This is a genomic window from Bacillus sp. FSL K6-0069 (genome assembly GCF_038007785.1).
GTDB classification, from domain to species: Bacteria; Bacillota; Bacilli; order Bacillales; family Bacillaceae_G; genus Bacillus_A; species Bacillus_A mobilis.
This window is the reverse complement of sequence record NZ_JBBOXN010000001.1, coordinates 2,226,459-2,246,753: the sequence shown is the minus strand read 5'-3', so window position 1 is coordinate 2,246,753 and position 20,295 is coordinate 2,226,459. Positions and strand designations below refer to the sequence as shown.

The 20,295-nt window shown below is 34.6% G+C and carries 17 protein-coding genes and 1 pseudogene; 4 read left to right on the top strand and 14 right to left on the bottom strand.

What is annotated here, in order from left to right; all coding sequences use genetic code 11:
• Nucleotides 1-235: 235 nt before the first annotated feature.
• Nucleotides 236-1,438: an L-lactate MFS transporter gene (locus MHB74_RS11505; protein WP_061679137.1), complete on the bottom strand. Its 1,203-nt coding sequence runs from the start codon at nt 1,436-1,438 to the stop codon at nt 236-238.
• A 480-nt stretch (nt 1,439-1,918) separates the two neighbouring features.
• Between MHB74_RS11505 and MHB74_RS11500 the strand changes: the two genes are divergently transcribed.
• On the top strand, nt 1,919-2,104 hold the full coding sequence (locus MHB74_RS11500) for a YkvS family protein (protein WP_061679135.1): 186 nt from the start codon (nt 1,919-1,921) through the stop codon (nt 2,102-2,104).
• Between the two features lie 58 nt (nt 2,105-2,162).
• Here MHB74_RS11500 and MHB74_RS11495 read toward each other — a convergent pair whose 3' ends face one another.
• On the bottom strand, nt 2,163-2,462 hold the full coding sequence (locus MHB74_RS11495; RefSeq protein WP_000214798.1) for an ArsR/SmtB family transcription factor: 300 nt from the start codon (nt 2,460-2,462) through the stop codon (nt 2,163-2,165).
• Between the two features lie 330 nt (nt 2,463-2,792).
• On the opposite strand from MHB74_RS11495, the gene MHB74_RS11490 reads away from it, so the two are divergent.
• On the top strand, nt 2,793-2,966 hold the full coding sequence (locus MHB74_RS11490; protein WP_001142748.1) for a hypothetical protein: 174 nt from the start codon (nt 2,793-2,795) through the stop codon (nt 2,964-2,966).
• Between the two features lie 123 nt (nt 2,967-3,089).
• On the opposite strand, the gene MHB74_RS11485 is transcribed toward MHB74_RS11490, so the two are convergent.
• The 4 genes from MHB74_RS11485 to MHB74_RS11470 all read right to left on the bottom strand — a co-directional run bounded on the left by MHB74_RS11485 (nt 3,090) and on the right by MHB74_RS11470 (nt 8,030).
• On the bottom strand, nt 3,090-6,179 hold the full coding sequence (locus MHB74_RS11485; RefSeq protein ID WP_061679134.1) for an AAA family ATPase: 3,090 nt from the start codon (nt 6,177-6,179) through the stop codon (nt 3,090-3,092).
• Nucleotides 6,176-7,333: an exonuclease SbcCD subunit D gene (locus MHB74_RS11480; RefSeq protein ID WP_061679133.1), complete on the bottom strand. Its 1,158-nt coding sequence runs from the start codon at nt 7,331-7,333 to the stop codon at nt 6,176-6,178. The genes MHB74_RS11485 and MHB74_RS11480 overlap by 4 nt, the downstream gene beginning before the upstream one ends.
• A 15-nt stretch (nt 7,334-7,348) precedes the next feature.
• Entirely contained in the window at nt 7,349-7,588 is a 240-nt protein-coding gene (locus MHB74_RS11475) for a DUF2584 family protein (protein WP_000667347.1), read from the bottom strand.
• Between the two features lie 184 nt (nt 7,589-7,772).
• Nucleotides 7,773-8,030, bottom strand: coding sequence for a hypothetical protein (locus MHB74_RS11470; RefSeq protein ID WP_061679132.1), 258 nt, complete (start codon nt 8,028-8,030; stop codon nt 7,773-7,775).
• A gap of 316 nt (nt 8,031-8,346) precedes the next feature.
• Between MHB74_RS11470 and MHB74_RS11465 the strand changes: the two genes are divergently transcribed.
• The gene (locus MHB74_RS11465) at nt 8,347-9,402 is read left to right on the top strand and encodes an enoyl-CoA hydratase/isomerase family protein (RefSeq protein ID WP_061679131.1); all 1,056 of its coding nucleotides are present in this window, start codon (nt 8,347-8,349) and stop codon (nt 9,400-9,402) included.
• Between the two features lie 172 nt (nt 9,403-9,574).
• Nucleotides 9,575-10,207, top strand: a complete 633-nt coding sequence (locus MHB74_RS11460) for a LysE family translocator (RefSeq protein ID WP_061679130.1) — start codon at nt 9,575-9,577, stop codon at nt 10,205-10,207.
• Nucleotides 10,208-10,277: 70 nt separating this feature from the next.
• Here MHB74_RS11460 and MHB74_RS11455 read toward each other — a convergent pair whose 3' ends face one another.
• The 8 genes and pseudogenes from MHB74_RS11455 to MHB74_RS11420 all read right to left on the bottom strand — a co-directional run bounded on the left by MHB74_RS11455 (nt 10,278) and on the right by MHB74_RS11420 (nt 20,082).
• A complete protein-coding gene (locus tag MHB74_RS11455; protein WP_000633351.1) occupies nt 10,278-11,738 on the bottom strand; it encodes a CoA-acylating methylmalonate-semialdehyde dehydrogenase in 1,461 nt (486 codons plus the stop codon).
• Nucleotides 11,739-11,774: 36 nt separating this feature from the next.
• Complete coding sequence (locus tag MHB74_RS11450) at nt 11,775-12,665, bottom strand: NAD(P)-dependent oxidoreductase (RefSeq protein ID WP_061679129.1); 891 nt, start codon at nt 12,663-12,665, stop codon at nt 11,775-11,777.
• Nucleotides 12,666-12,681: 16 nt separating this feature from the next.
• The gene (locus MHB74_RS11445) at nt 12,682-14,391 is read right to left on the bottom strand and encodes an acyl-CoA dehydrogenase family protein (protein ID WP_061679128.1); all 1,710 of its coding nucleotides are present in this window, start codon (nt 14,389-14,391) and stop codon (nt 12,682-12,684) included.
• A gap of 306 nt (nt 14,392-14,697) precedes the next feature.
• A complete protein-coding gene (gene prpB / locus MHB74_RS11440; protein WP_061679127.1) occupies nt 14,698-15,606 on the bottom strand; it encodes a methylisocitrate lyase in 909 nt (302 codons plus the stop codon).
• 18 nt (nt 15,607-15,624) lie between these two features.
• Nucleotides 15,625-17,061, bottom strand: coding sequence for a 2-methylcitrate dehydratase (prpD, locus tag MHB74_RS11435; RefSeq protein WP_000598119.1), 1,437 nt, complete (start codon nt 17,059-17,061; stop codon nt 15,625-15,627).
• 98 nt (nt 17,062-17,159) lie between these two features.
• Complete coding sequence (gene mmgD, locus MHB74_RS11430) at nt 17,160-18,281, bottom strand: citrate synthase (protein WP_041184530.1); 1,122 nt, start codon at nt 18,279-18,281, stop codon at nt 17,160-17,162.
• 414 nt (nt 18,282-18,695) lie between these two features.
• Nucleotides 18,696-18,921: pseudogene (locus MHB74_RS11425) on the bottom strand (HesB/YadR/YfhF family protein).
• Between the two features lie 15 nt (nt 18,922-18,936).
• Nucleotides 18,937-20,082 (bottom strand): MFS transporter, encoded by a 1,146-nt coding sequence (locus MHB74_RS11420; RefSeq protein WP_061679126.1) that lies wholly within the window; start codon nt 20,080-20,082, stop codon nt 18,937-18,939.
• Between the last annotated feature and the right edge of the window lie 213 nt (nt 20,083-20,295).

Below are 20,295 nucleotides of genomic sequence, written 5' to 3'. Positions count from 1 at the left end.
AAAGTATATCTTGCAATTATTGATGTATGTCGTGTTTATAATTTAAGATTTAATAAGTAGTTCGAATATAATGTATCAATTTTTAATATTCCAATATAATCCAAATAGGTATGCCACTCACTTTTTGTCTCAAAAAATTCCAAAGATTATATAACCTATTTAAAACAACTCAAAAAAGCACCCTATTTAACAGGATGCTTTTTCGTAATCATAGTGTTATAGAAGATTTATATACTTATGCTACGCTGCGATACTCTTCTTCGTGTTCTTTTTTCTGTTTAGGTGCTTGAATTAATATTGTGATAATAAATGATACGACACATAATACGCCGATCACCATGAATGTTGGTTTGAATCCACCTAGAAGTGCACCGATAAAGGAACCTGCAAGCGCTCCAAATCCAAATCCTTGATACACAATTCCGTAGTTCTTACTATGGTTTTTCATACCGTAGAAATCACCAACAATAGCTGGGAAAATAGTGATATTTCCACCAAAGCAAAACGCTACACTTGCTACACATACGAAGTAGATACCGTAATTTAAATCTACGAAACTTAAAACTAAGACTGAACTTGCCATAACAACAAAAGTACCAGTAACGATTTTTAAACGGCCGATTTTATCTGATAACGGTCCTAGAATAATACGACCTAATGTATTGAAGATTGCAACCATAGCCACCGCATTAGCTGCTGTTGCTGCGTTAAGTCCTACAAGTTGAACACCAATATCTTTTACCATACCAATTAAGTATAAGCCACTCATACATGATGTAAATAACATAATAAATAATAAGTATACTTGTTTTGTGCCTAGCATTTCTTTCGTTGTATATTCGTGAGTTTTTGTCTCATGAACTGCACCTTGATCAGCAGCTTGATGGATTAAACAAGCTCCAAGAACAATCATAGCTGTAACAATTAATCCCCAGTATATAAACGCTTGTGATACACCAACTGATTCAATTAACTGTGCGTTAACGTATTTAAAGATTAAGCTACCTGAACCATATGCAGAGACAGAAATCCCAGCAATTAAACCTTTACGCTTTGGAAACCATTTTATTAAATTGGATAGTGAAGTGATATATGCTGTACCATCTGCATAACCTACAACAACCCCTGCTAGTACATAAAGCAATATTAATGAGGACGCTTGTGAACTAAGTACTAATCCTAGTCCTAATGCTAGTCCAGCTATCATAATAAGTTTACGAAGTCCCCATTTTTCTTGTAATTTACTCGCAAATAAAGTTGAAAATGCTAAGGAAAGACTAGTAATTGAGAACGTTATAGCTACTGCGTTAAGACTCCAACCGTATTTACTAACTAAAGGCTGATTGAATAAACTCCATGTATATATTGTTCCAAGCCCCATTTGTACGATGACTGTGCCAAGTACAACTAGCCATGGATTAACATTTGATTTTTTCATACCTTTCCGCCTCCTCTTTCTATTTCAATGCTGTTCGCTAAATTTACTTTTTTTATGTTCATATTGACCACCTCTTTTGATTTAACACCTTCATTGTATAAGATGTTACCCCTTATGTAAGCACTTACAAGATAGAGCGTCAAAAATATGGAATCAGTTACAGAAAACGAAGGACGAAATACAAAAAATGAATTATTAAATACGTAAATAGCTATTATCATGTTTTGCATCCATACGACTTACAGCTGTTTTATCATCTTTTTTTATAAAAATTATGTCTCAAGTTATATCATGGCTAGATTACAAAATTTTGATTTTCCTATACAACCAAAAAAACTATTTTTACACTACGATGCATTTTATTTTTTATAAAACAAAAAATTTTTTATTGATAAACAAAACTAAATATTCACTAATATATCTATACGTGGTTTAATATATATAATAAAAAAATAATTCTGTCTTTAATAAGGAGGTACTATGAAAGCAAACGTAGGGGATACTATACTTTTTCACCGAAATAATTTAAAGATTACAGGATCTGTACTAAAACTATATACTGAATCGGTCTTAGTTGAAATTACAGATGTAAGCGGTGGTACTTTTGAATTTGATCGAACAATTGTAAATCATAAAAACTATAAAATTTTAAATACGAATACATAAAACAACACAAAATAGCCCCTGCTTACCAGCAGCGGCTATTTTATATGAAAATATTTCATTAGTTTATATATCCTAAAACACTTACAATCTTACTCGCTTTTAAATTATTAATGTGATAATAAATTTCTAAGCCCCTTCTCTCAGCTCGTAACACTTTACCTTTCATTTTTGATAAATGTTGCGAAACAGTCGATTGTGGAATATTTAGTAATTCTGTTAATTGCGTTACATTACAAGTTTTTCTCGTACTTAATTCATTTACAATTTGTAATCGGATTGGGTGAGCCATAATTTTTAAAATATCTACATCTTCTTCTGAAACTAAACTTTTTCTCATTTCACTCGTATATGTTGTCATAAGACATTCCCCTTTTATATGAATTTCTCTTATTTAGATCTATTTCCAAAATATTTAAAACTCCGACGAGAAACCTTTATATAAAAATAATAGAATTTTAAATTTTTAAAAACAGAACAAAATACAATTCACTTTATTTATTTGGTACATATACATAATACAATGTTAATATGTGCTCTATGTGAAGTTAGCATAAATTTATAATGAAGATTTTTCAAACAATTCACATGTAACTATATACTTCCTCATAATACTATCCAGTGATTTTAACATATTTTAGGCATTTGTATATACTATCTACAAAATAAATGTTGTTTAGGAGGAATTCAAATGCCAACAATGTTACAAGAAGAAGTTGAAGAAGCGCGCGAAACGTATGTCAGTCGTATCATTTTGGTCGGTGGATCAGCTTTATTTTTAGTCGGTGGTGTTATCTCGGCAATTTCGGCATTTAAAACTTATAATCGATTGGAAAATACACCGCCTTCTACAGATAACTCGTAGGTGCATTATTTAATTTTGAATAACAAACAAATGCCACCTCTAAAAAGAGATGGCATTTGTTTTATCATAAGTTCTTTACTAGAAACCCGCAAAGAATGCTTTAAGTATGAATTACACTTGAACTTACTTCACCACAAACCTCGTCTGACTACACCCATCCTTCTGCTTCGTTACTTCTAATACAGCTGGCATTGCGTTTTTCAGTTCTTGAACGTGTGAAATGACACCGATAAATCGGCCTGACTTTTGTAAGTCAATTAAGGCGTCTACCGCTTTTGTTAATGACTCCTCATCTAGTGAACCGAATCCTTCATCTATAAACATCGTTTCGATGGAAATACCACCTTCATACGATTGAATGACGTCTGCCATTCCAAGCGCTAAGCAAAGTGATGCATTAAATTTCTCACCGCCAGATAATGTTTTTACATCACGTGTTTGGCCAGTGTATGCGTCATATACATCTAATCCTAATCCACTTTGACGATTTCTCTTTTCAACTCGTTCACTTCGTTTTAAATAAAATTGTCCATTTGATAATTTACGTAATCGTTCGTTTGCAATTTGAACAATTTGTTCTAAATACTCAATTAAGATGTAACGTTCAAATGATATGCGACTTTCGTTATCACCTTTCATTACTTCATATAAATCAACAAGTTCTTGGAAAGCTTTTTCTTCCTCATGAATTTGCTCATCAATACGTCTAATATTTTCATGTAAATCAGAAATATATGTTACTGCATTTTGCGCACGTTGACGTTTTTCTTTAATGATATCAAGATTTATTTCTAAATCTTTTATATGTTCACCTAACGCTGTAATATCCATATACTCTTTATCTTTTAATTCAGCACGTAACTCTTCAATTTGTTTTGCAAGTACTTCAAGAGATGAATAATAGCTTTGAATTTCTTTTTGTAATATCTCCATCTCGGCATCATTTAATTTAGCTTCTTTATACGTAGATTGATCTGTAAATCCGCTCTGCTCAAGCTCTTTCATAAAGCGCACGAAAGTCTCTTCTTTCTTCAATTTTGTACTTTCAAATTGATTAAAAGCACTTTCCTGTTCTGCTTGAATTCGTATATTTTCATTTTGCCAATGTTGATACGCTTCCTGCACTTTCTTCCATTCGTCCTCCATTAATCTAAGTTCATGCATAGCTTGGTCAAACTGGACTTTCCACGCTTGTACGGTTTGTAAGCTTTCAGGAATATTTTTCTTATCATGTTCATATGACGTACGAAGCTGCATACACTCCATTTCTATTCGGTGCTGCTCTGTTTCTACCTCACGCTGTTGCTTCTGAAGTGCATCCACTTTTTCTTCTACGCTTTTTATATTCAAAGCAGTTTGCTTACGCGTTTCTTCGCTTGCTTTTAACGTATTCACTTCAGTTACTAATTGTTTTCCCTTTTGAACAAGCGCACTATATGTTTCAGCTAATTCTTCCGAGCGATAGCCTCGCTTCTTAACCTCTTCTATTACTTGCTCATATTGAAGGTGATAGAAATTCCATTTCTCCTCTAATTGAACATGTAATTTTTCAGCAACATTCTTCTTATCTCTTAAATCATTTAACTCTTTTTCATCGATCGCATCACTTTGCTCTGTAGCTTTTTTCGGATGGTTCGTACTCCCACATACTGGACAAGATTCGCCATCATGTAGATGAAGAGCTAATATACCAGCTTGCTCACTTAACCAGCGGCGTTCCATATTTTCATATGCGTTCACTGCCATTTGCATCTTATTGTATGCCGCTTCTTTTTCTTGCTCGAATTTTTGCTTTTCTTGCCAAACATCATATGCTTGCTTTAAAACTTTTGCATCTTCTCGCATATTCGTTAGTTCTTCTACTTTAGCTACATATTGCTCAAGTGCTCGTTCTAATTGCTGCAATTCACCAGACATTTGCTGTTTTTGATTTGTATGCTCGTCTAATTGTCGATCTAAGTTGTGCATACCTTCTTTTAATTTCCCAACTTGAATTTCTGCATTTTGTAAATTCAACTGTTTCTCATCTAATGATGCAATAATCGGTTGTAACTCTTCTAATCTTTGAACAAGTTTTTTTGCATCTTCTCTCTCAGGTTCTTTATTCTTTAATGCTTCATATTTCTGCTGAGCTAGTTCAAAGCTATTCGTTATATTTTCTTTTTTGGCGATTATCTGTTTTAACAAACTTTCAGCCTTCTGCTCATTTTGTATTGCTTCTTCGTACCATTGTTCAAATGGTAATAAGCGCTTCGCTTCTTCCGCACGTTTAAAAGATGTTTCTTTCATTTCAATAACTGTACGGTTTTCTTGTAAAGTATTATATTTCTCATTCTTTTGTTGTAAATCTATAAATTTCTCATTTACAGATTTCGCTGCATGAAAACGTGTTTCAGCATCTTTTAATTGCTTCGTTTGAACTTCTTGTTCTACTTGTAATTGCTCAACTTCTGCCTTATACACATCTGTTTCTTGTTCTAATGCTTCTACTACTTGATGCGTATTTACATGTTCTTGTTCCACTAATGTCTCTAATAATGATCCATCACGAATTGGTAATTTAAAAACATTACGGAAGTATAATTCTCGCTCTTTCTGCTTTTCTTGTAAGACGTCTTTCCATTGTTTTCGTTTTTGATCAAGTAACTCACGCATTAACTTATAACGATCTGTTTTGAAAATACGACGCAAAATTTCTTCTTTGTTTTCTGTCTCAGATGTTAATAGTTTACGGAATTCCCCTTGCGGTAACATAACGATTTGACTAAATTGATGTTTACTTAAACCAATTAAATCTTCTACTTTTTTATTTACATCCGTTACATGGAAACGATCAACAGCTGGAACCTTCTCTTCATCAATCACTTCATATAATTCTACTGCATGTCCCGTAATCGTCTTGTTCCCTTGTTTTTTATGTCCAAGTTGGCGTTTTATTTCATAACGTTTCCCTTTTAGCTGAAAGGTTAGTTCTACACTAGTATACATATTATCATCAGCAAATTGACTGCGCAGCATGCTCGTATCACTACGTTCTTCTCCACTTGCCTCACCATATAACACATAACAAATCGCATCAAAAATCGTTGTCTTTCCAGCTCCTGTATTCCCAGAAATGGCGAAAATACGATGATCTCCAAGATCGTTAAAATCGATTACTTCTTTCTGTTTATATGGTCCAAATGCTGTCATAATAAGCTGAATCGGTCTCATCCTCGTTCACCTTCCCGTTCTTGCACTGTTTGTAGTACTTCTACAAATAAACGTTCTTTCTCTTCTGATAAATCTAAGCCTTTCATTTCTTTATAAAAAGCCTTTAATAGCGATAAATCATCCGTTTTATGTCTTGAAACTGTTACTTCATTTGACTCTGTGAACTCTCGTCTTTGAATAGATCTTTCAACATGCATTGCATTTGGATATACAGAGCGTATTTTTTCCATTGGCTGCAAGACAGGATTTTCATCTAATAATTTTACAAATACGTAATCTTCACTTATTGGATGTTGTAACAATTCATCTATTTTTGCTTCTACTGTTCGCATTTTACGGCGTGGTGTAAGTAACCTTTTTTCAATTGTTACTTCACCTTGCTCGTCCAGTTCTACAATATAATATCCTTTTTTATGTTTTTCTTCAGAAATAGAATATGCAAGTGGCGAACCTGAATATCGAATTGTTTCATTACGTACGAAATGCGCTTGATGTAAATGTCCAAGCGCTGTGTAATGAAACTTATCAAAATAATGACTATTTACGTATTCAGCACCACCAATTGAAAGTGGTCGTTCTGCATCACTTGTATTCTCCTCTGCTTCTCCTGCAGAAGTTACAAATGCATGACCTACAAATACATGTCTAGCTTCTTTATCCATCGTCTCAGAAAGCTCATTCATAAAAATACGCATCGCATCATCATGTGAACGTACGTCTTCATTTTTCAATATGTGTCTAACTATGCTTGGATCAGCATATGGAATGAGATGGAAGTGAACCTCACCATGTTCATCATTTAATATAATTGGATCATATGGAAATTGAAATTGTCCCACAATAAATAATCCTTGTTTCTTCATTAAACTACTACCAAAATGAATACGATCAGGACTATCATGGTTACCTGCAACCGCAATAACTGGTGTTTGTAAATCAATCACTATTTTTTGTAACACATCATTTAATAAATCTACTGCTTCTGTTGGTGGAATTGCGCGGTCATATAAATCGCCTGCAATAATTACAGCATCTGGTTTTTCTTCTTCAACAGCTTGTACAAACTGATCTAATACAATCTTTTGATCTTCAGTCATATACACGCCATGAACAAGCTTTCCTAGATGCCAATCCGCTGTATGAAATAACTTCATATTGTCCTGCTCCTTTTAATTTACTGATTTTAGTGATACGAGTTGATAGTTTATAGTAGTTTTTCCGTTCTCCCACTCTAACTTTTGTATCATTGCACTACCAATTCTTTCTTCATTTGATTTATATAAAGGTAATATTTCTTGAACTGTAAATAAGTGATAACCATCCAATTTTAATTGAAATATGTTTTCTTCTATATGTAACCTTACTTCTTTTTCATTTGAAATAATTTTTGTGTGCATCTCAAATTTCATGATAGATACAACCCCTTTTTCTAATCTCTACACTATTAATAGTATATTGGCTATGCAAGATTGACAAGTAAATACACGGTAAAGTACATACTTTTCTATCGCTATATGCTTTTTATTTTTAACATATAATACGGTATGTGAAATTTTATTTGTTTCAAAAATAAAAATGTCTCATGGGACATCTTTATTTTTGTATAAAGTCTTTCATTACATAATATAAAACTGTAATTAAAACAATCGCTACAAAAAATGAAAATACAGCGACAATGTATCCATCCTTATTTAATAAAATACAAATAGAAATAGATATGATAAAAATCGGAAATACGAGACGTACTTTATCCTTCACTTCCTCTGTCGTATCTGTATGATGAAAAAACTGAGTTATCCCTATCATTAAAGAAGACAAAATAATCACCGACAACAGTAAAGGTCCTGGCATTCCGATTTCTCCTTTCTCTATTTCTAATAAAAAGTAATATTTCTTTTATCATAATCATTTCAAATACCCTTTTTAAGGTGATTATGTACAATTTACACTTATATAATAGCGTGTTTATCATGATAACTTCAAATAATTACAATTACAGTAATGTTGTAATATTCATTGTCAACCTCCGAAATCCTGCAAATATAACTCGTCAAAATATGCATTTGGCAAATTAACATGTATCGCCAACTTTAGACAAAGTTTATAAAGGACATTTCAGTACGTATCAAGAATTAAGAATAAGAAGATATGTAAGGGAGGATGAATTATGACTGAACACGTTTTATTTTCTGTTAGTGAAAACGGAGTTGCATCAATTACTTTAAACCGCCCAAAAGCACTTAATTCTTTATCTTATGACATGTTACAACCAATTGGGCAAAAACTGAAAGAATGGGAAAATGACGAGCGAATTGCGCTTATCGTTTTAAAAGGAGCTGGCACAAAAGGTTTTTGTGCAGGCGGTGACATTAAAACTCTTTATGAAGCACGTTCAAATGAAGCTGCATTACAGCATGCGGAACGTTTTTTTGAAGAAGAGTATGAAATTGATACATATATTTATCAATATAAAAAACCAATCATCGCTTGTTTAGATGGAATTGTAATGGGCGGAGGTGTCGGTCTTACAAATGGTGCGAAATATCGAATTGTAACTGAGCGTACGAAATGGGCAATGCCCGAGATGAATATCGGCTTCTTCCCGGACGTTGGTGCTGCTTATTTCTTAAATAAAGCTCCAGGGTTTGCTGGCCGCTATGTTGCTTTAACGGCATCTATTTTAAAAGCTGCTGACGTTTTATTCATAAACGCTGCTGATTACTTTATGACATCTGATTCATTACCAAATTTCCTTACTGAACTGGAAAGTATAAATTGGCATAAAGAAGATGATGTACATACTAATTTAAAAGAAGTCATTCGTACATTTGCAACTGCTCCAAACTTAGAAAGCGAGCTTGCTCCTTCATTAGAAGAAATTACTTCACATTTTGCTTTCGATACAATTGAAGAGATCATCTATTCATTGGAGAAAGATCCAAGTGCCTTTGCCATAAAAACGAAAGAAACGCTATTATCAAAATCACCTATTTCGTTAAAAGTAACATTAAAACAGTTTATTGATGGCCAAGATAAGTCGGTTGAAGAATGTTTCGCTACCGACCTTGTACTTGCTAAAAATTTCATGAGACATGCGGATTTCTTCGAAGGGGTACGCTCTGTTGTCGTTGATAAAGATCAAAATCCGAATTATAAATATAAGCAATTAAGTGATGTTTCAGAAGAAGATGTAAATCGATTCTTTAACTTACTTAATGCATAAATCATCCCCGTATATACAGGATTAAACTGAGGCTATATAGTCGTTTCATTACGCGACTATATAGCCTCTTTCCTATTTAATAATTTTTAATAAAATTTAATTTTATTAAATCGAAATATGTGCTACACTATTTTTAATCAAATATTCTAAAAATAAAAAAGGAGGAGCGACTATGATTGAAAATTTTTTTCTTTTCATCATTATGTCTATTTGTCTTATTATTTTACCTGGTCCTGATACTGCAATGGCCACGAAAAACACATTAGTTGCCGGTAAGATGGGTGGAGTAAAAACCGTGTTCGGCACATGTATTGCACTTTTGATTCATACGTTAGCAGCAGTAATCGGACTATCCGCACTTATTGTAAAGTCAGCTCTTTTATTCTCTATTTTCAAGTACGTTGGAGCTCTATATTTAATTTATATTGGTATTAAAGCCCTTTTAGCAGTAAGAAACAAAGAAAGTGTCGATACGAACGATTTACCTTTGCATAACGAAAACGAACACACTTCTTGCTTTCGCCAAGGGTTTCTTACAAATTTATTAAACCCTAAAGTTGCAGTCTTCTTTTTAACCTTTTTACCGCAATTTTTAAATCCAAATCATAATACGTTTATCCAGCTTCTCGTAATGGGCCTTACTTACCTCGTTTTAACAGTTATTTGGTTCGCTTTTTATATATTTTTAATTGATAAAATTAGTGCTTTTATGAAAAAACCGAAGACGCAACGTTATATTCAAGGGTTAACGGGAATCGTCTTAATTGGTTTTGGTATTAAACTAGCTTTTGAAAAAAATAATTAACAAAATGAAAACCACCACTATTCCTAGTGGTGGTTTTCATTTAATAACTGATCTTGCTGTCTACTATTTATTAAAACCAGCGCTCAGTTACAACTTTTTTACGTGTATAGAATTGTACACCATCTGTACCATTTGTACCTAAATCTCCAAAGAATGAAGCTTTATTTCCTGCAAATGCGAAGAATGCCATTGGTGCTGGAACGTTTACGTTTACACCGATCATACCAGCATCGATGTTATCACGGAACGTTTGTGCATGCTTACCATTTGACGTATAAATAACCGCACCATTTGCAAATTTAGATTGATTTGTAAGTTTAATACCTTCTTCTAAATCTTTAACTCTTACAATGCTTAATACTGGAGCAAAGATTTCATCTTGCCAAATTTTCATTTCTTGATTTACACCATCAAAGATTGTCGCACCTACAAAGTAACCTTCTCCAACTTCTTCCTTAATTTTACGGCCATCTACTAATAAAGTTGCTCCATCTGCTACACCGCTATTAATATAGCCTAGTACACGCTCTTTATGAGATTCACGAATTAATGGTCCAACATAATTATCTTCGTGGAAACCATCACCTACTTTTAACTTCTTCGTCTCTGCTACTAGTACGTCGATGAATTCATCAGCAATTTCATCTACTACCGCTACTACTGAACATGCCATGCAGCGCTCTCCACTACTTGCGAATGCAGATCCAATTACACCTTGCACTGTTTTCTCAAGATTGCAATCTGGCATTACAATCGCATGGTTTTTCGCACCAGCTAACGCTTGTACACGTTTCCCGTGTTTCGTACCTGTTTCATAAACGTAACGAGCTACCGGCTCAGATCCAACGAACGAAACAGCTTGAATATCTTTATTTTCTAAAATGCTATTTACAACATCTTTTCCGCCTTGTACTAAATTTAATACTCCTTTTGGAAAACCAGCTTCATAGAATAACTCTACAAGTCGCTCTGCTAAAAGTGGCGTTCTTTCAGATGTTTTTAATACGAACGTATTACCGCAAGCAATTGCAAGTGGGAACATCCATAATGGAATCATCATTGGGAAATTAAACGGTGTAATACCCGCAACAACTCCAATTGGATAACGCCAAATCGATCCATCAATGCCACTAGCAATATTCGGAAGAGCTTGTCCCATCATTAAATTTGGTGCTGATGTTGCAAGTTCTACCGCTTCGATACCACGCTGTACTTCACCAGTTGCATCCGTTAATGTTTTACCATTTTCTAGCGTAATGATTTTAGCAAGCTCTTCTTTGTTTTCTTGTAAAAGCTGTAAATATTTATACAATTGTCTTGAACGATTCGGAACTGGTACTTTAGACCATGTTTCGTATGCTGCTTTTGCCGCTTCAACAGCTTTTTCAACATCTTCTTTCGGAGATAGCGGAACGTAAGCGATAATTTTTCCAGTCGCCGGATTTGGAACTGCTTCTACTTCTGTACCAGTAGATTCTACCCACTCACCATTAATATGATTTTTTACTCGTTTAATTTCAGTTGTAATCATTATATTCTCTCCTTTTTTATGATGTATTTAAGTCTATTATTTTTGATTAGAAATTAACTGTTCACTAACTTTCTTATATAAAGCTGCCATATCATTTTCACCGTACCCAGCTTCACTTGCTTCTTCATATACATTTAGTAGCATTTCGCTAACTGGTAAGTGAAGTTCGCTTTCTTTTGCTAAATCTACTGCAAATCCTAAATCTTTCTTTAATAAATTCACAGTAAAGCCTGGCTCGTAGTTTTCTGATGCAATGAAACTTTTATAATTGCGCTCATAAATTCTACTTTGACCGTAACTTACATTTAAAATATCAAACATTTTATCTAAATCCATATTATTCTTTTTCGCTAATGTTAAAGCTTCACTTACGCCAGCTGTATAAAATCCAATTAATAGGTTATTAATTAATTTAACAGTTGTACCACTATCAATCTGCTCACTAACATGGAAAATGTTCGCGCCTAGTGCGCCCATGATAGATTCCGTTTTGTCATATACCTCTTTTGATCCACCAACCATAAACGTTAATGTACGGTTTTCAGCTCCAATTACCCCACCACTAACAGGTGCTGCTAAAAAGTCTACTTTCTTTTCCTTCGCAGCTTCCTCTAACTGTTTGTTTAACTGTGGAGATACAGTACTTGTATCAATTAAAACTACATTCGAGTGACTATTTTCAAATAATCCTTCTTCGCCAAAATATACCGCTTCAACAGCGCGAGGTGAAGGTAAACTTGTAAAAATCACATCGCATGTTTCTGCTAGTTTTGAAATTGATAAGCCAATAATTCCTCCTTCACTTTCAAAGGAAGCTTCAGCCTCTTTATTTAAATCCACACCGTATACTGTGTAACTTGATTTAACTAAATTTTTAGACATTGGAAGACCCATGTTACCTAAACCGATAAAACCAATCTTTTTCATATCGCTTTCCTCCTATTTACACAATATACTTTCCGCGATTTATAATAGCTTTCGCAATTTCTCTCTTTTTTGTAAATACGTTCGTGTATAAAGGCACTAATAATTGACGAATTTCAGTTAAAATCACATGTCTATCTTGTTCTTCTGTGACAGCCGCTGAAAGTATAGAAATCGCCGCTTCTTCTACTTTGCGATAGCCTTCTTCACAAATAACGTCAGTTATCATTTGTTTCGTACGCTCTTTCTCTTCACCATTTTTATTAATGGCTTTACTCGTACGTAAAAATGCTGATTCCATGACGTACACGTCCGTTAACATGTTTGATAATACACGTGAATATTCTTGCTCTTGATCAATTTTTAATCCTGGAGTTTTAGAGAGCGTTTTCAAAGATTGTTTCAACAATTTTTTCGCCAATAAAATGTAACGATGGTTTCTTTCGACATTTGCTACATCAATCTCTACTTCTGTATCTTCAATTTGTTCCATTTGCTTCATTAACATTTTGGCAACTGTTAATCTATTAATTTCGTTCGTTCCTTCAAAAATACGACTAATTCTAGCATCACGATATAATCGTTCTACCTCGTACTCTTGCATATAACCGTAACCACCATGAATTTGTACAGCTTCATCTACGATATGACCTAGTGTTTCAGAAGCATTTACTTTATTAAGTGCACATTCAATTGCAAATTGAGACATTTTCTTCATAAGATCTTCATCACTCTCATGAATTGCTTCATCAATTACGCCCGCTGTACGATAAGCTGCACTTTCTGCACCATATGTAGCAATGATCATATTTGCAATTTTCTCTTGAATCATCGTAAAATCTACTAATTCCGTTTGGAACTGTTTTCGCTCTTTTCCATATTGAACCGACAAACCAATTGCTTGTTTTGCTGTTCCAATATTTCCAAAAGCAAGCTTAAGTCTAGCGAAGTTAAGAATATTAAGAGCTACATGATGCCCTTTCCCAACTTCCCCTAAAACATTTTCAGCAGGAATAACAACATCTTCTAAAATAAGAGTAGCGGTTGATGAGCCTTTAATCCCCATTTTCTTTTCTTCTAGTCCAATGGATACACCTTCACATGTTCTTTCGACAATAAACGCTGTCATTCCTTTATTTGTCTTCGCAAAAACAACGTATACATCTGCCATATGGGCATTTGTAATCCATTGCTTCTCACCATTCAACTTCCAAGCAGTACCATCATCATTTAATACTGCACTCGTTTTTGCACTTAAAGCATCAGAACCAGCATTCGGCTCAGTTAGAGCATAAGCCCCAATCCATTCTCCTGATGCAATTTTCGGCAAATATTTTTCTTTTTGTTCTTTCGTTCCGTAATATATGTAAGGCAATGTACCTACACCTGCGTGTATATTAAATGAAACGCTAAATGCACCAGCGTATCCCATTTTTTCTGCTACAAGCCCTGAAACTGCCTTTCCTAACTCAAATCCACCGTACTCTTCTGGGACCTCGATACTTAATAACCCAAGTTCTCCAGCTTTCTCAAATAGTTGACGAGATACTTTATAGTTATGTTGTTCAATATTCTCCATTTGTGGAAAAATTTCTTGTTTAACGAATTGTTCTGTCGTTTTTGCGATTAAATCTTCATCTCCTGAAAAATCCTCTGGCGTAAAGAAAGTATGATTCACATCTTTATTAAGTGAAAAAAATTCATCCCACGGTAACTTCGTTTTCTCCATCTGAATCCCCCTATCATTTCGGCGTTATTTTCTACTTCATATGCTCGTCTACGATGAGTGGAATATCTTATTTTTGAAAACAGAAGGCGATGAATATTCACATCAAGCAGTTCTTTTTGCCAAAGATGTATTCTCATCGCCTTAGTTGTTTTATCCCGCTTTAATGGGCAGTAAGACCCCCGCCTCAAAATTCAGCGAAAGCAAAGAAGTTAGGCGGGGGTCGGGCTGCCCATTAAAGTCCGATTGGTTCAACTAATAATCAGTGGGGGATGAAAAAAACCCCCACTGATTAAAGTTTCACTTTATCTATTGATCCTCTGATAATACTGTTTTTGCAATTCCAGTATCTAATTCTTCAAAGTCATGATATGAAATTGTTTCATATAACTCACTTCTCGTTTGCATACTTGAAAGTGCATCTTTTTGAGAACCTGTTTCCTTAATTAAAGTAAACACATTCTCATATGCTTTCGCTGCAACGCGAAGTGAAGTTACAGGATAAATAACCATTTGGAAGCCCATATTTGCAAATTCCTCTGCACTATAATACGGCGTTTTTCCGAACTCAGTCATATTCGCAAGTAAAGGTGCATTAACTTTACTATTAAATAGACGGAACTCTTCTTCTGATTGAAGCGCTTCAGGGAATATCGCATCTGCACCTGCTTTTACATAGGCGTTCGCTCTTTCGATCGCTTCATCTAAGCCTTCTACACCGCGAGCATCTGTACGTGCCACAATATATAAGCTTGGTGCAACTTCTTTAATCGCTTTAATCTTTTGAACTAATTCTTCTGTCGTAACGAGTTTCTTACCATTTAAATGTCCACATTTCTTTGGTAATTGTTGATCTTCAATTTGAACAGCCGCAACTTTCGCTTCTACCATTTCTACAGCTGTTCTCGCTACGTTTAATACACCGCCAAATCCTGTATCAATATCAACTAGAACTGGTAAGTCTGTAGCTCTCACTAGATCTCTTGCTCTTTCTGCTACTTCAGTAGACGTCACGATTCCTAAATCAGGTAGCCCTTTACTTGCAGTATAAGCAGCTCCTGATAAATAAAGAGCTGAAAACCCTGTATTTCTCGCAACTAAAGCTGCCATTGCATCATGAGCACCTGGAATTTGCAAAATTTCATTTGCTTCTACTAAAGCTCGGAAGCGATTCGCAAGCTCCTCTTGTGTTGACTGTTTATTCACAACCCAAGCCATTCTAAATTCCCCCTATTATTAAATTAAGAATAGATCTACAAATTCGTTTACATTCATATTTTCTAGTTTCTCTTCATTTAAACAAGCTTCATGAATTTGTTCTTGTTGCTTACTAGAATAATGACCTGCCATATTTGCAGTGAATTTTTGAACAACTTTTGGAATTGCTTCGTCTCTACGGAAACGGTGACCAAGTGGATATTCACATTCCACGTTTTCTGTTACAGTGCCATCTTTGAAATGGACTTGAACAGCGTTGGCGATTGAGCGCTTGTTCGGGTCAAGGTAATCTAAACTGTACTGTTTGTTTTCAACAACAACCATCTTATTACGTAATTCATCTACACGTGGATCATTTGCTACTGCATCCTCATAATCGTCCGCAACGATATCTCCTTTTAATAAACCAATTGCCGTAATGTATTGTAAACAATGATCGCGATCAGCTGGGTTATTTAATGGACCTTCTTTATCAATAATACGAATTGCTGACTCATGAGTTGTAATTGTAATACGATCAATTTCTTCTAATCTTTCTTTAATTTCTGGGTGTAATTTCACAGCACACTCTGCAGCTGTTTGTGCATGGAACTCTGCTGGATATGAAACTTTAAATAATACATTTTCCATTACATATGACTCTAATGGTCTTGCTAACTTTAATTCTTGTTTATTAAATAATACATCTTGGAATCCCCATCCTGGTGCAGATAAAGCTGTTGGATAACCCATTTCACCTTTTAGAGCAGTCATTGCAAGATGAACACCGCGGCTTGTTGCATCACCTGCTGCCCATGATTTACGTGAGCCAGTATTTGGTGCATGACGGTATGTACGAAGACTAGAATTATCAATCCATGCATGTGATAATGCATTAAAGATTTCTTCACGTGTTCCGCCAAGCATTTTTGCAACTACAGCAGTTGTTGCTACTTTTACATATAATACGTGGTCAAGACCGACACGGTTTAAGCTGTTTTCTAAAGCAAGTACACCTTGAATTTCATGTGCTTTAATCATCATTTCTAATACTTCACGTACTTTTAATGGTTCTTTTCCTTCTGAAATACGAACACGGCTAATATAATCTGCAACTGCTAAAATTCCGCCTAAGTTATCAGATGGATGTCCCCACTCTGCTGCAAGCCAAGTATCGTTATAGTCTAACCAACGGATCATACATCCGATATTAAATGCACCTTTCACTGGATCAAGTACATATGACGTACCTGGTACACGTGTACCATTTGGCACGATTGTTCCTGGAACAACTGGTCCTAGTAATTTCGTACATTCTGGATATTGTAATGCTAAAATTCCACATCCAAGCGTATCAAGTAATACGTAACGAGCAGTACTGAATGCTTCTGCACTAGTTACCTCTTTATTTAATACATAATCCGCAATTTCTTCTAATAATGCATCTTTTTGTTTAATTTCATTTGTTTTAATCATGCTATTCTTCCCTTTCTGTCGAAAATTCGTTATTATTAATGATGGGTGTCGGTCAAACACCCATCTGGCGGGCGGCGCAAACAACTCCCCAGTTGTTCTTATTTACTAAGTACATGTCGCTCGCCAATATAATTTACACGTGGACGGAACAATCGATTGTTCGCATGTTGCTCAATTACGTGCGCACATAGTCCCACTGTTCTAGAGCTAAAGAAGATTGGTGTGTAAAGTTGAATTGGGATACCAAGCATCCAATATACTGGCGCTGCATAATAATCAAGATTTGGATAAATTCCTTTTTCCTTCTCCATAATCTTTTCACCAGCTTCACACATTTCATATAGTGTATAATCACCTTTTACATCACATAACTGCTTTAAAGCTTCCTTCATCATCAGTGCTCTCGGATCCATCTTCTTCATATACACACGATGTCCAAAGCCCATAATTTTTTCTTTGTTATATAGTTTCTTCTGTAACAACTCTTCAAATTTCTCAACATTACCAGCTTCTAAAAGCATGTACATAACCGCTTCGTTTGCACCGCCGTGTAAGCTACCTTTTAAAGATGCAACTGCACCTGTTAAAGCACCATATAAGTCGGATTGCGTTGATGCAATAACGCGCGCTGTAAATGTAGAGTTTGGCATTTCATGTTCACTATATAAAACAAGGGAACGATCAAAGATCTTTTCCTCAAGTTCAGTTGGTTTTTTACCTGTTAACATATAGAAGAAATTCGCACTATATGATAATTCTTTAAGTGGTTCGATTGGCTCTTCATTATTTAAAATATGATAGCTATTCGCTACAATGTTTGGTACTTTACTCAATAATTTGTACCCGCGGCTTTTGTTTACCTCTAACGAGCGGTTTTCGATATCATTATCGTAACCAGCTAATGCGGACACACCTGTACGCAATCCATCCATCGGGTGCGTTTCTTTCGGTAATGCCTTTAATACGTTGAATACACCTTCTGGTACCGCGTATTCTTCTTTTAATTTCTTTTCAAGTTTTGCTTTTTCATCCTCATTTGGTAGATGTTCTTCCAATAAAAGGTGCACAATGTCTAAATACTCTTTTGTTTTTGAGAGTTCGATTAAATCATACCCTTGAATTACAATTTCACCTTTCACTGTGTCAAGAAACGAGATTTTCGTTTCCGCTGCCACTATACCATCTAATCCCGGGGAAAATTTTTCTTCAGCTTTCATCATTATTTCCTCCAATCCTAATAGATCTTCGTGCACATAACTGTAAGCCTTTACAATACTGTGAAACTACATTTCTATTTCAATGTATCAGAGTTTTTAGAAGATTTCAATTTATTTTATAATGATAAGTTTCCTATACTTTTACCGATGTAACAATACAATTTTTCAAAAATAATTTTCTTATTTTATAAAGAAAGGACAGACTTCTTTGCGTGTCTTATTAAAATAAAATATAAAGATGACTCAGAAAATCCTACAGAATATATCATTCACTCGATTTTTTTAAGAAAATAAAAAAATCGAGTTGTATACATATACAACTCGTTTCTACATGAAATTTATTTCACTATCTCATCAATATAATTCTTATATAAAACTTATTTATTTTTAAAAAAGTTATTATTTTACATAATTAAATTAAATTTCTTTCGTTTCCTCATAGTAAGATTCAACTATATGATAGTTTTTAAAGTACTAAAGATTATAAACATCCCCTGAAATATAATGTCTTCTTTCTCAACTGATACGATTTCCCCATCTGATTTCTCAGAAACTATCCCTAAAGAATAGTCCGGCTGAATTGAACTATTAATATATTATCCTTTAACCATTGCAAATCGTTACGTTCAATTGAAATTTTCATCTTTGTTACTTCCGTTTACGCAAATTCTTTTTTACCTAATCGCTGTTTTACAAAAACAACAAAAATAATTAAAGCAAGTAACCCTGAAATTGCACTACCTGCAAATAAAATACGGTAACCAAACATTTGCGAAACAACTCCAAGTAAAATCGCACCAAGTCCAATCCCTAGATCAAATGCGGTAAAGAACGAAGCGTTAGCAACTCCTCTTTTACTCGGATCAACCATTGTAATCATCGCTGCTTGCAATGCCGGCTGTGCTGAACCGAATCCAACACCGTATAATACAGCGGCGATAATTACACCCATTAAACTATTTGAAAGTGTTAATACAACTATTGCGATAATAGTAATGCATAGTGCCGGGAGTATGATAAATACTTCACCATACTTATCTAATAGTTTTCCTGAAATTGGTCGTACAATTGTTAAAGCAACTGCATATACAAGAAAGAATGTCCCAGGATTCACATCAATTGACGATGCAAATAGCGGTAGAAATGTCGTAATCCCTCCATATGCAAATGATAAAAAGAAAACAACAATCGTAATGGATAGAACCGATTTTTCAAACAACTGCATTTTCCCTTTTTCTTTTTGAGGTGTGAATGGCATTTTCGTCATGAACGATAATAGAACTGCCATAAAGGATAAAAGAGTTGCTAACAAGAATAGGCCGTGAAATGAATAGTGTTGCACAACCGATAATCCAATCATTGGGCCGATTGCCATTGCAATTGTCATAGCCATCCCGTACCATCCCATCCCCTCACCACGGCGTGAATCTGGAATAATATCAGTTATCGCTGTTCCAACAGCTGTTGTAGAAACAGCCCATGTTACCCCATGAATAACCCGCAAAACAGCTAAAAGGACAATTGTCGACGCTAAATTATAAGAATACATCGTTATCCCAAAAAAGATGAGTCCGAAAATAATAAAAGATCTTCTACCATATTGATCTAACATTCCTCCGATAATCGGTCGTATTACAACTGCTGCTATTGTAAACATTCCCATCATGAGTCCAACTTGTGATTCATTGCCACCTATCTCTTTAATAAAAAGAGGTAGCGTTGGAACTAGTAAATAAAATCCTGTAAATAAAAATAACATTGCGAAAGTCATTTGAATAAATGATTTCGTCCATAATCGTTCCATTAAAATTCCTCCATAAATACGTATGTTCTTGCAATTAACACCTCCATTTTACATTTTCTTAATCCCTTTGCCCTCCGTAAATAGACGTATCTTTTTATAATAAATGGTCCACTCCCCATTTCAATTGGTCTTACAACTTAATACGTATACCTTAGCCTAAAGTCCTATCGATATGTACCTTTATATGTGTGAAAAGAATATACTACTTTATTA

Bases quoted from the DNA above. Each gene is read 5' to 3' on its own strand.
- MHB74_RS11445 (WP_061679128.1), bottom strand. From the start codon at position 14,391: ATGGAGAAAACGAAGTTACCGTGGGATGAATTTTTTTCACTTAATAAA.
- MHB74_RS11485 (WP_061679134.1), bottom strand. From the start codon at position 6,179: ATGAGACCGATTCAGCTTATTATGACAGCATTTGGACCATATAAACAG.
- MHB74_RS11455 (WP_000633351.1), bottom strand. From the start codon at position 11,738: ATGATTACAACTGAAATTAAACGAGTAAAAAATCATATTAATGGTGAG.
- MHB74_RS11500 (WP_061679135.1), top strand. From the start codon at position 1,919: ATGAAAGCAAACGTAGGGGATACTATACTTTTTCACCGAAATAATTTA.
- MHB74_RS11495 (WP_000214798.1), bottom strand. From the start codon at position 2,462: ATGACAACATATACGAGTGAAATGAGAAAAAGTTTAGTTTCAGAAGAA.
- MHB74_RS11505 (WP_061679137.1), bottom strand. From the start codon at position 1,438: ATGAAAAAATCAAATGTTAATCCATGGCTAGTTGTACTTGGCACAGTC.
- MHB74_RS11460 (WP_061679130.1), top strand. From the start codon at position 9,575: ATGATTGAAAATTTTTTTCTTTTCATCATTATGTCTATTTGTCTTATT.
- prpD (WP_000598119.1), bottom strand. From the start codon at position 17,061: ATGATTAAAACAAATGAAATTAAACAAAAAGATGCATTATTAGAAGAA.
- MHB74_RS11420 (WP_061679126.1), bottom strand. From the start codon at position 20,082: ATGGAACGATTATGGACGAAATCATTTATTCAAATGACTTTCGCAATG.
- MHB74_RS11470 (WP_061679132.1), bottom strand. From the start codon at position 8,030: ATGCCAGGACCTTTACTGTTGTCGGTGATTATTTTGTCTTCTTTAATG.
- mmgD (WP_041184530.1), bottom strand. From the start codon at position 18,281: ATGATGAAAGCTGAAGAAAAATTTTCCCCGGGATTAGATGGTATAGTG.
- prpB (WP_061679127.1), bottom strand. From the start codon at position 15,606: ATGGCTTGGGTTGTGAATAAACAGTCAACACAAGAGGAGCTTGCGAAT.
- MHB74_RS11465 (WP_061679131.1), top strand. From the start codon at position 8,347: ATGACTGAACACGTTTTATTTTCTGTTAGTGAAAACGGAGTTGCATCA.
- MHB74_RS11480 (WP_061679133.1), bottom strand. From the start codon at position 7,333: ATGAAGTTATTTCATACAGCGGATTGGCATCTAGGAAAGCTTGTTCAT.
- MHB74_RS11475 (WP_000667347.1), bottom strand. From the start codon at position 7,588: ATGAAATTTGAGATGCACACAAAAATTATTTCAAATGAAAAAGAAGTA.
- MHB74_RS11450 (WP_061679129.1), bottom strand. From the start codon at position 12,665: ATGAAAAAGATTGGTTTTATCGGTTTAGGTAACATGGGTCTTCCAATG.
- MHB74_RS11490 (WP_001142748.1), top strand. From the start codon at position 2,793: ATGCCAACAATGTTACAAGAAGAAGTTGAAGAAGCGCGCGAAACGTAT.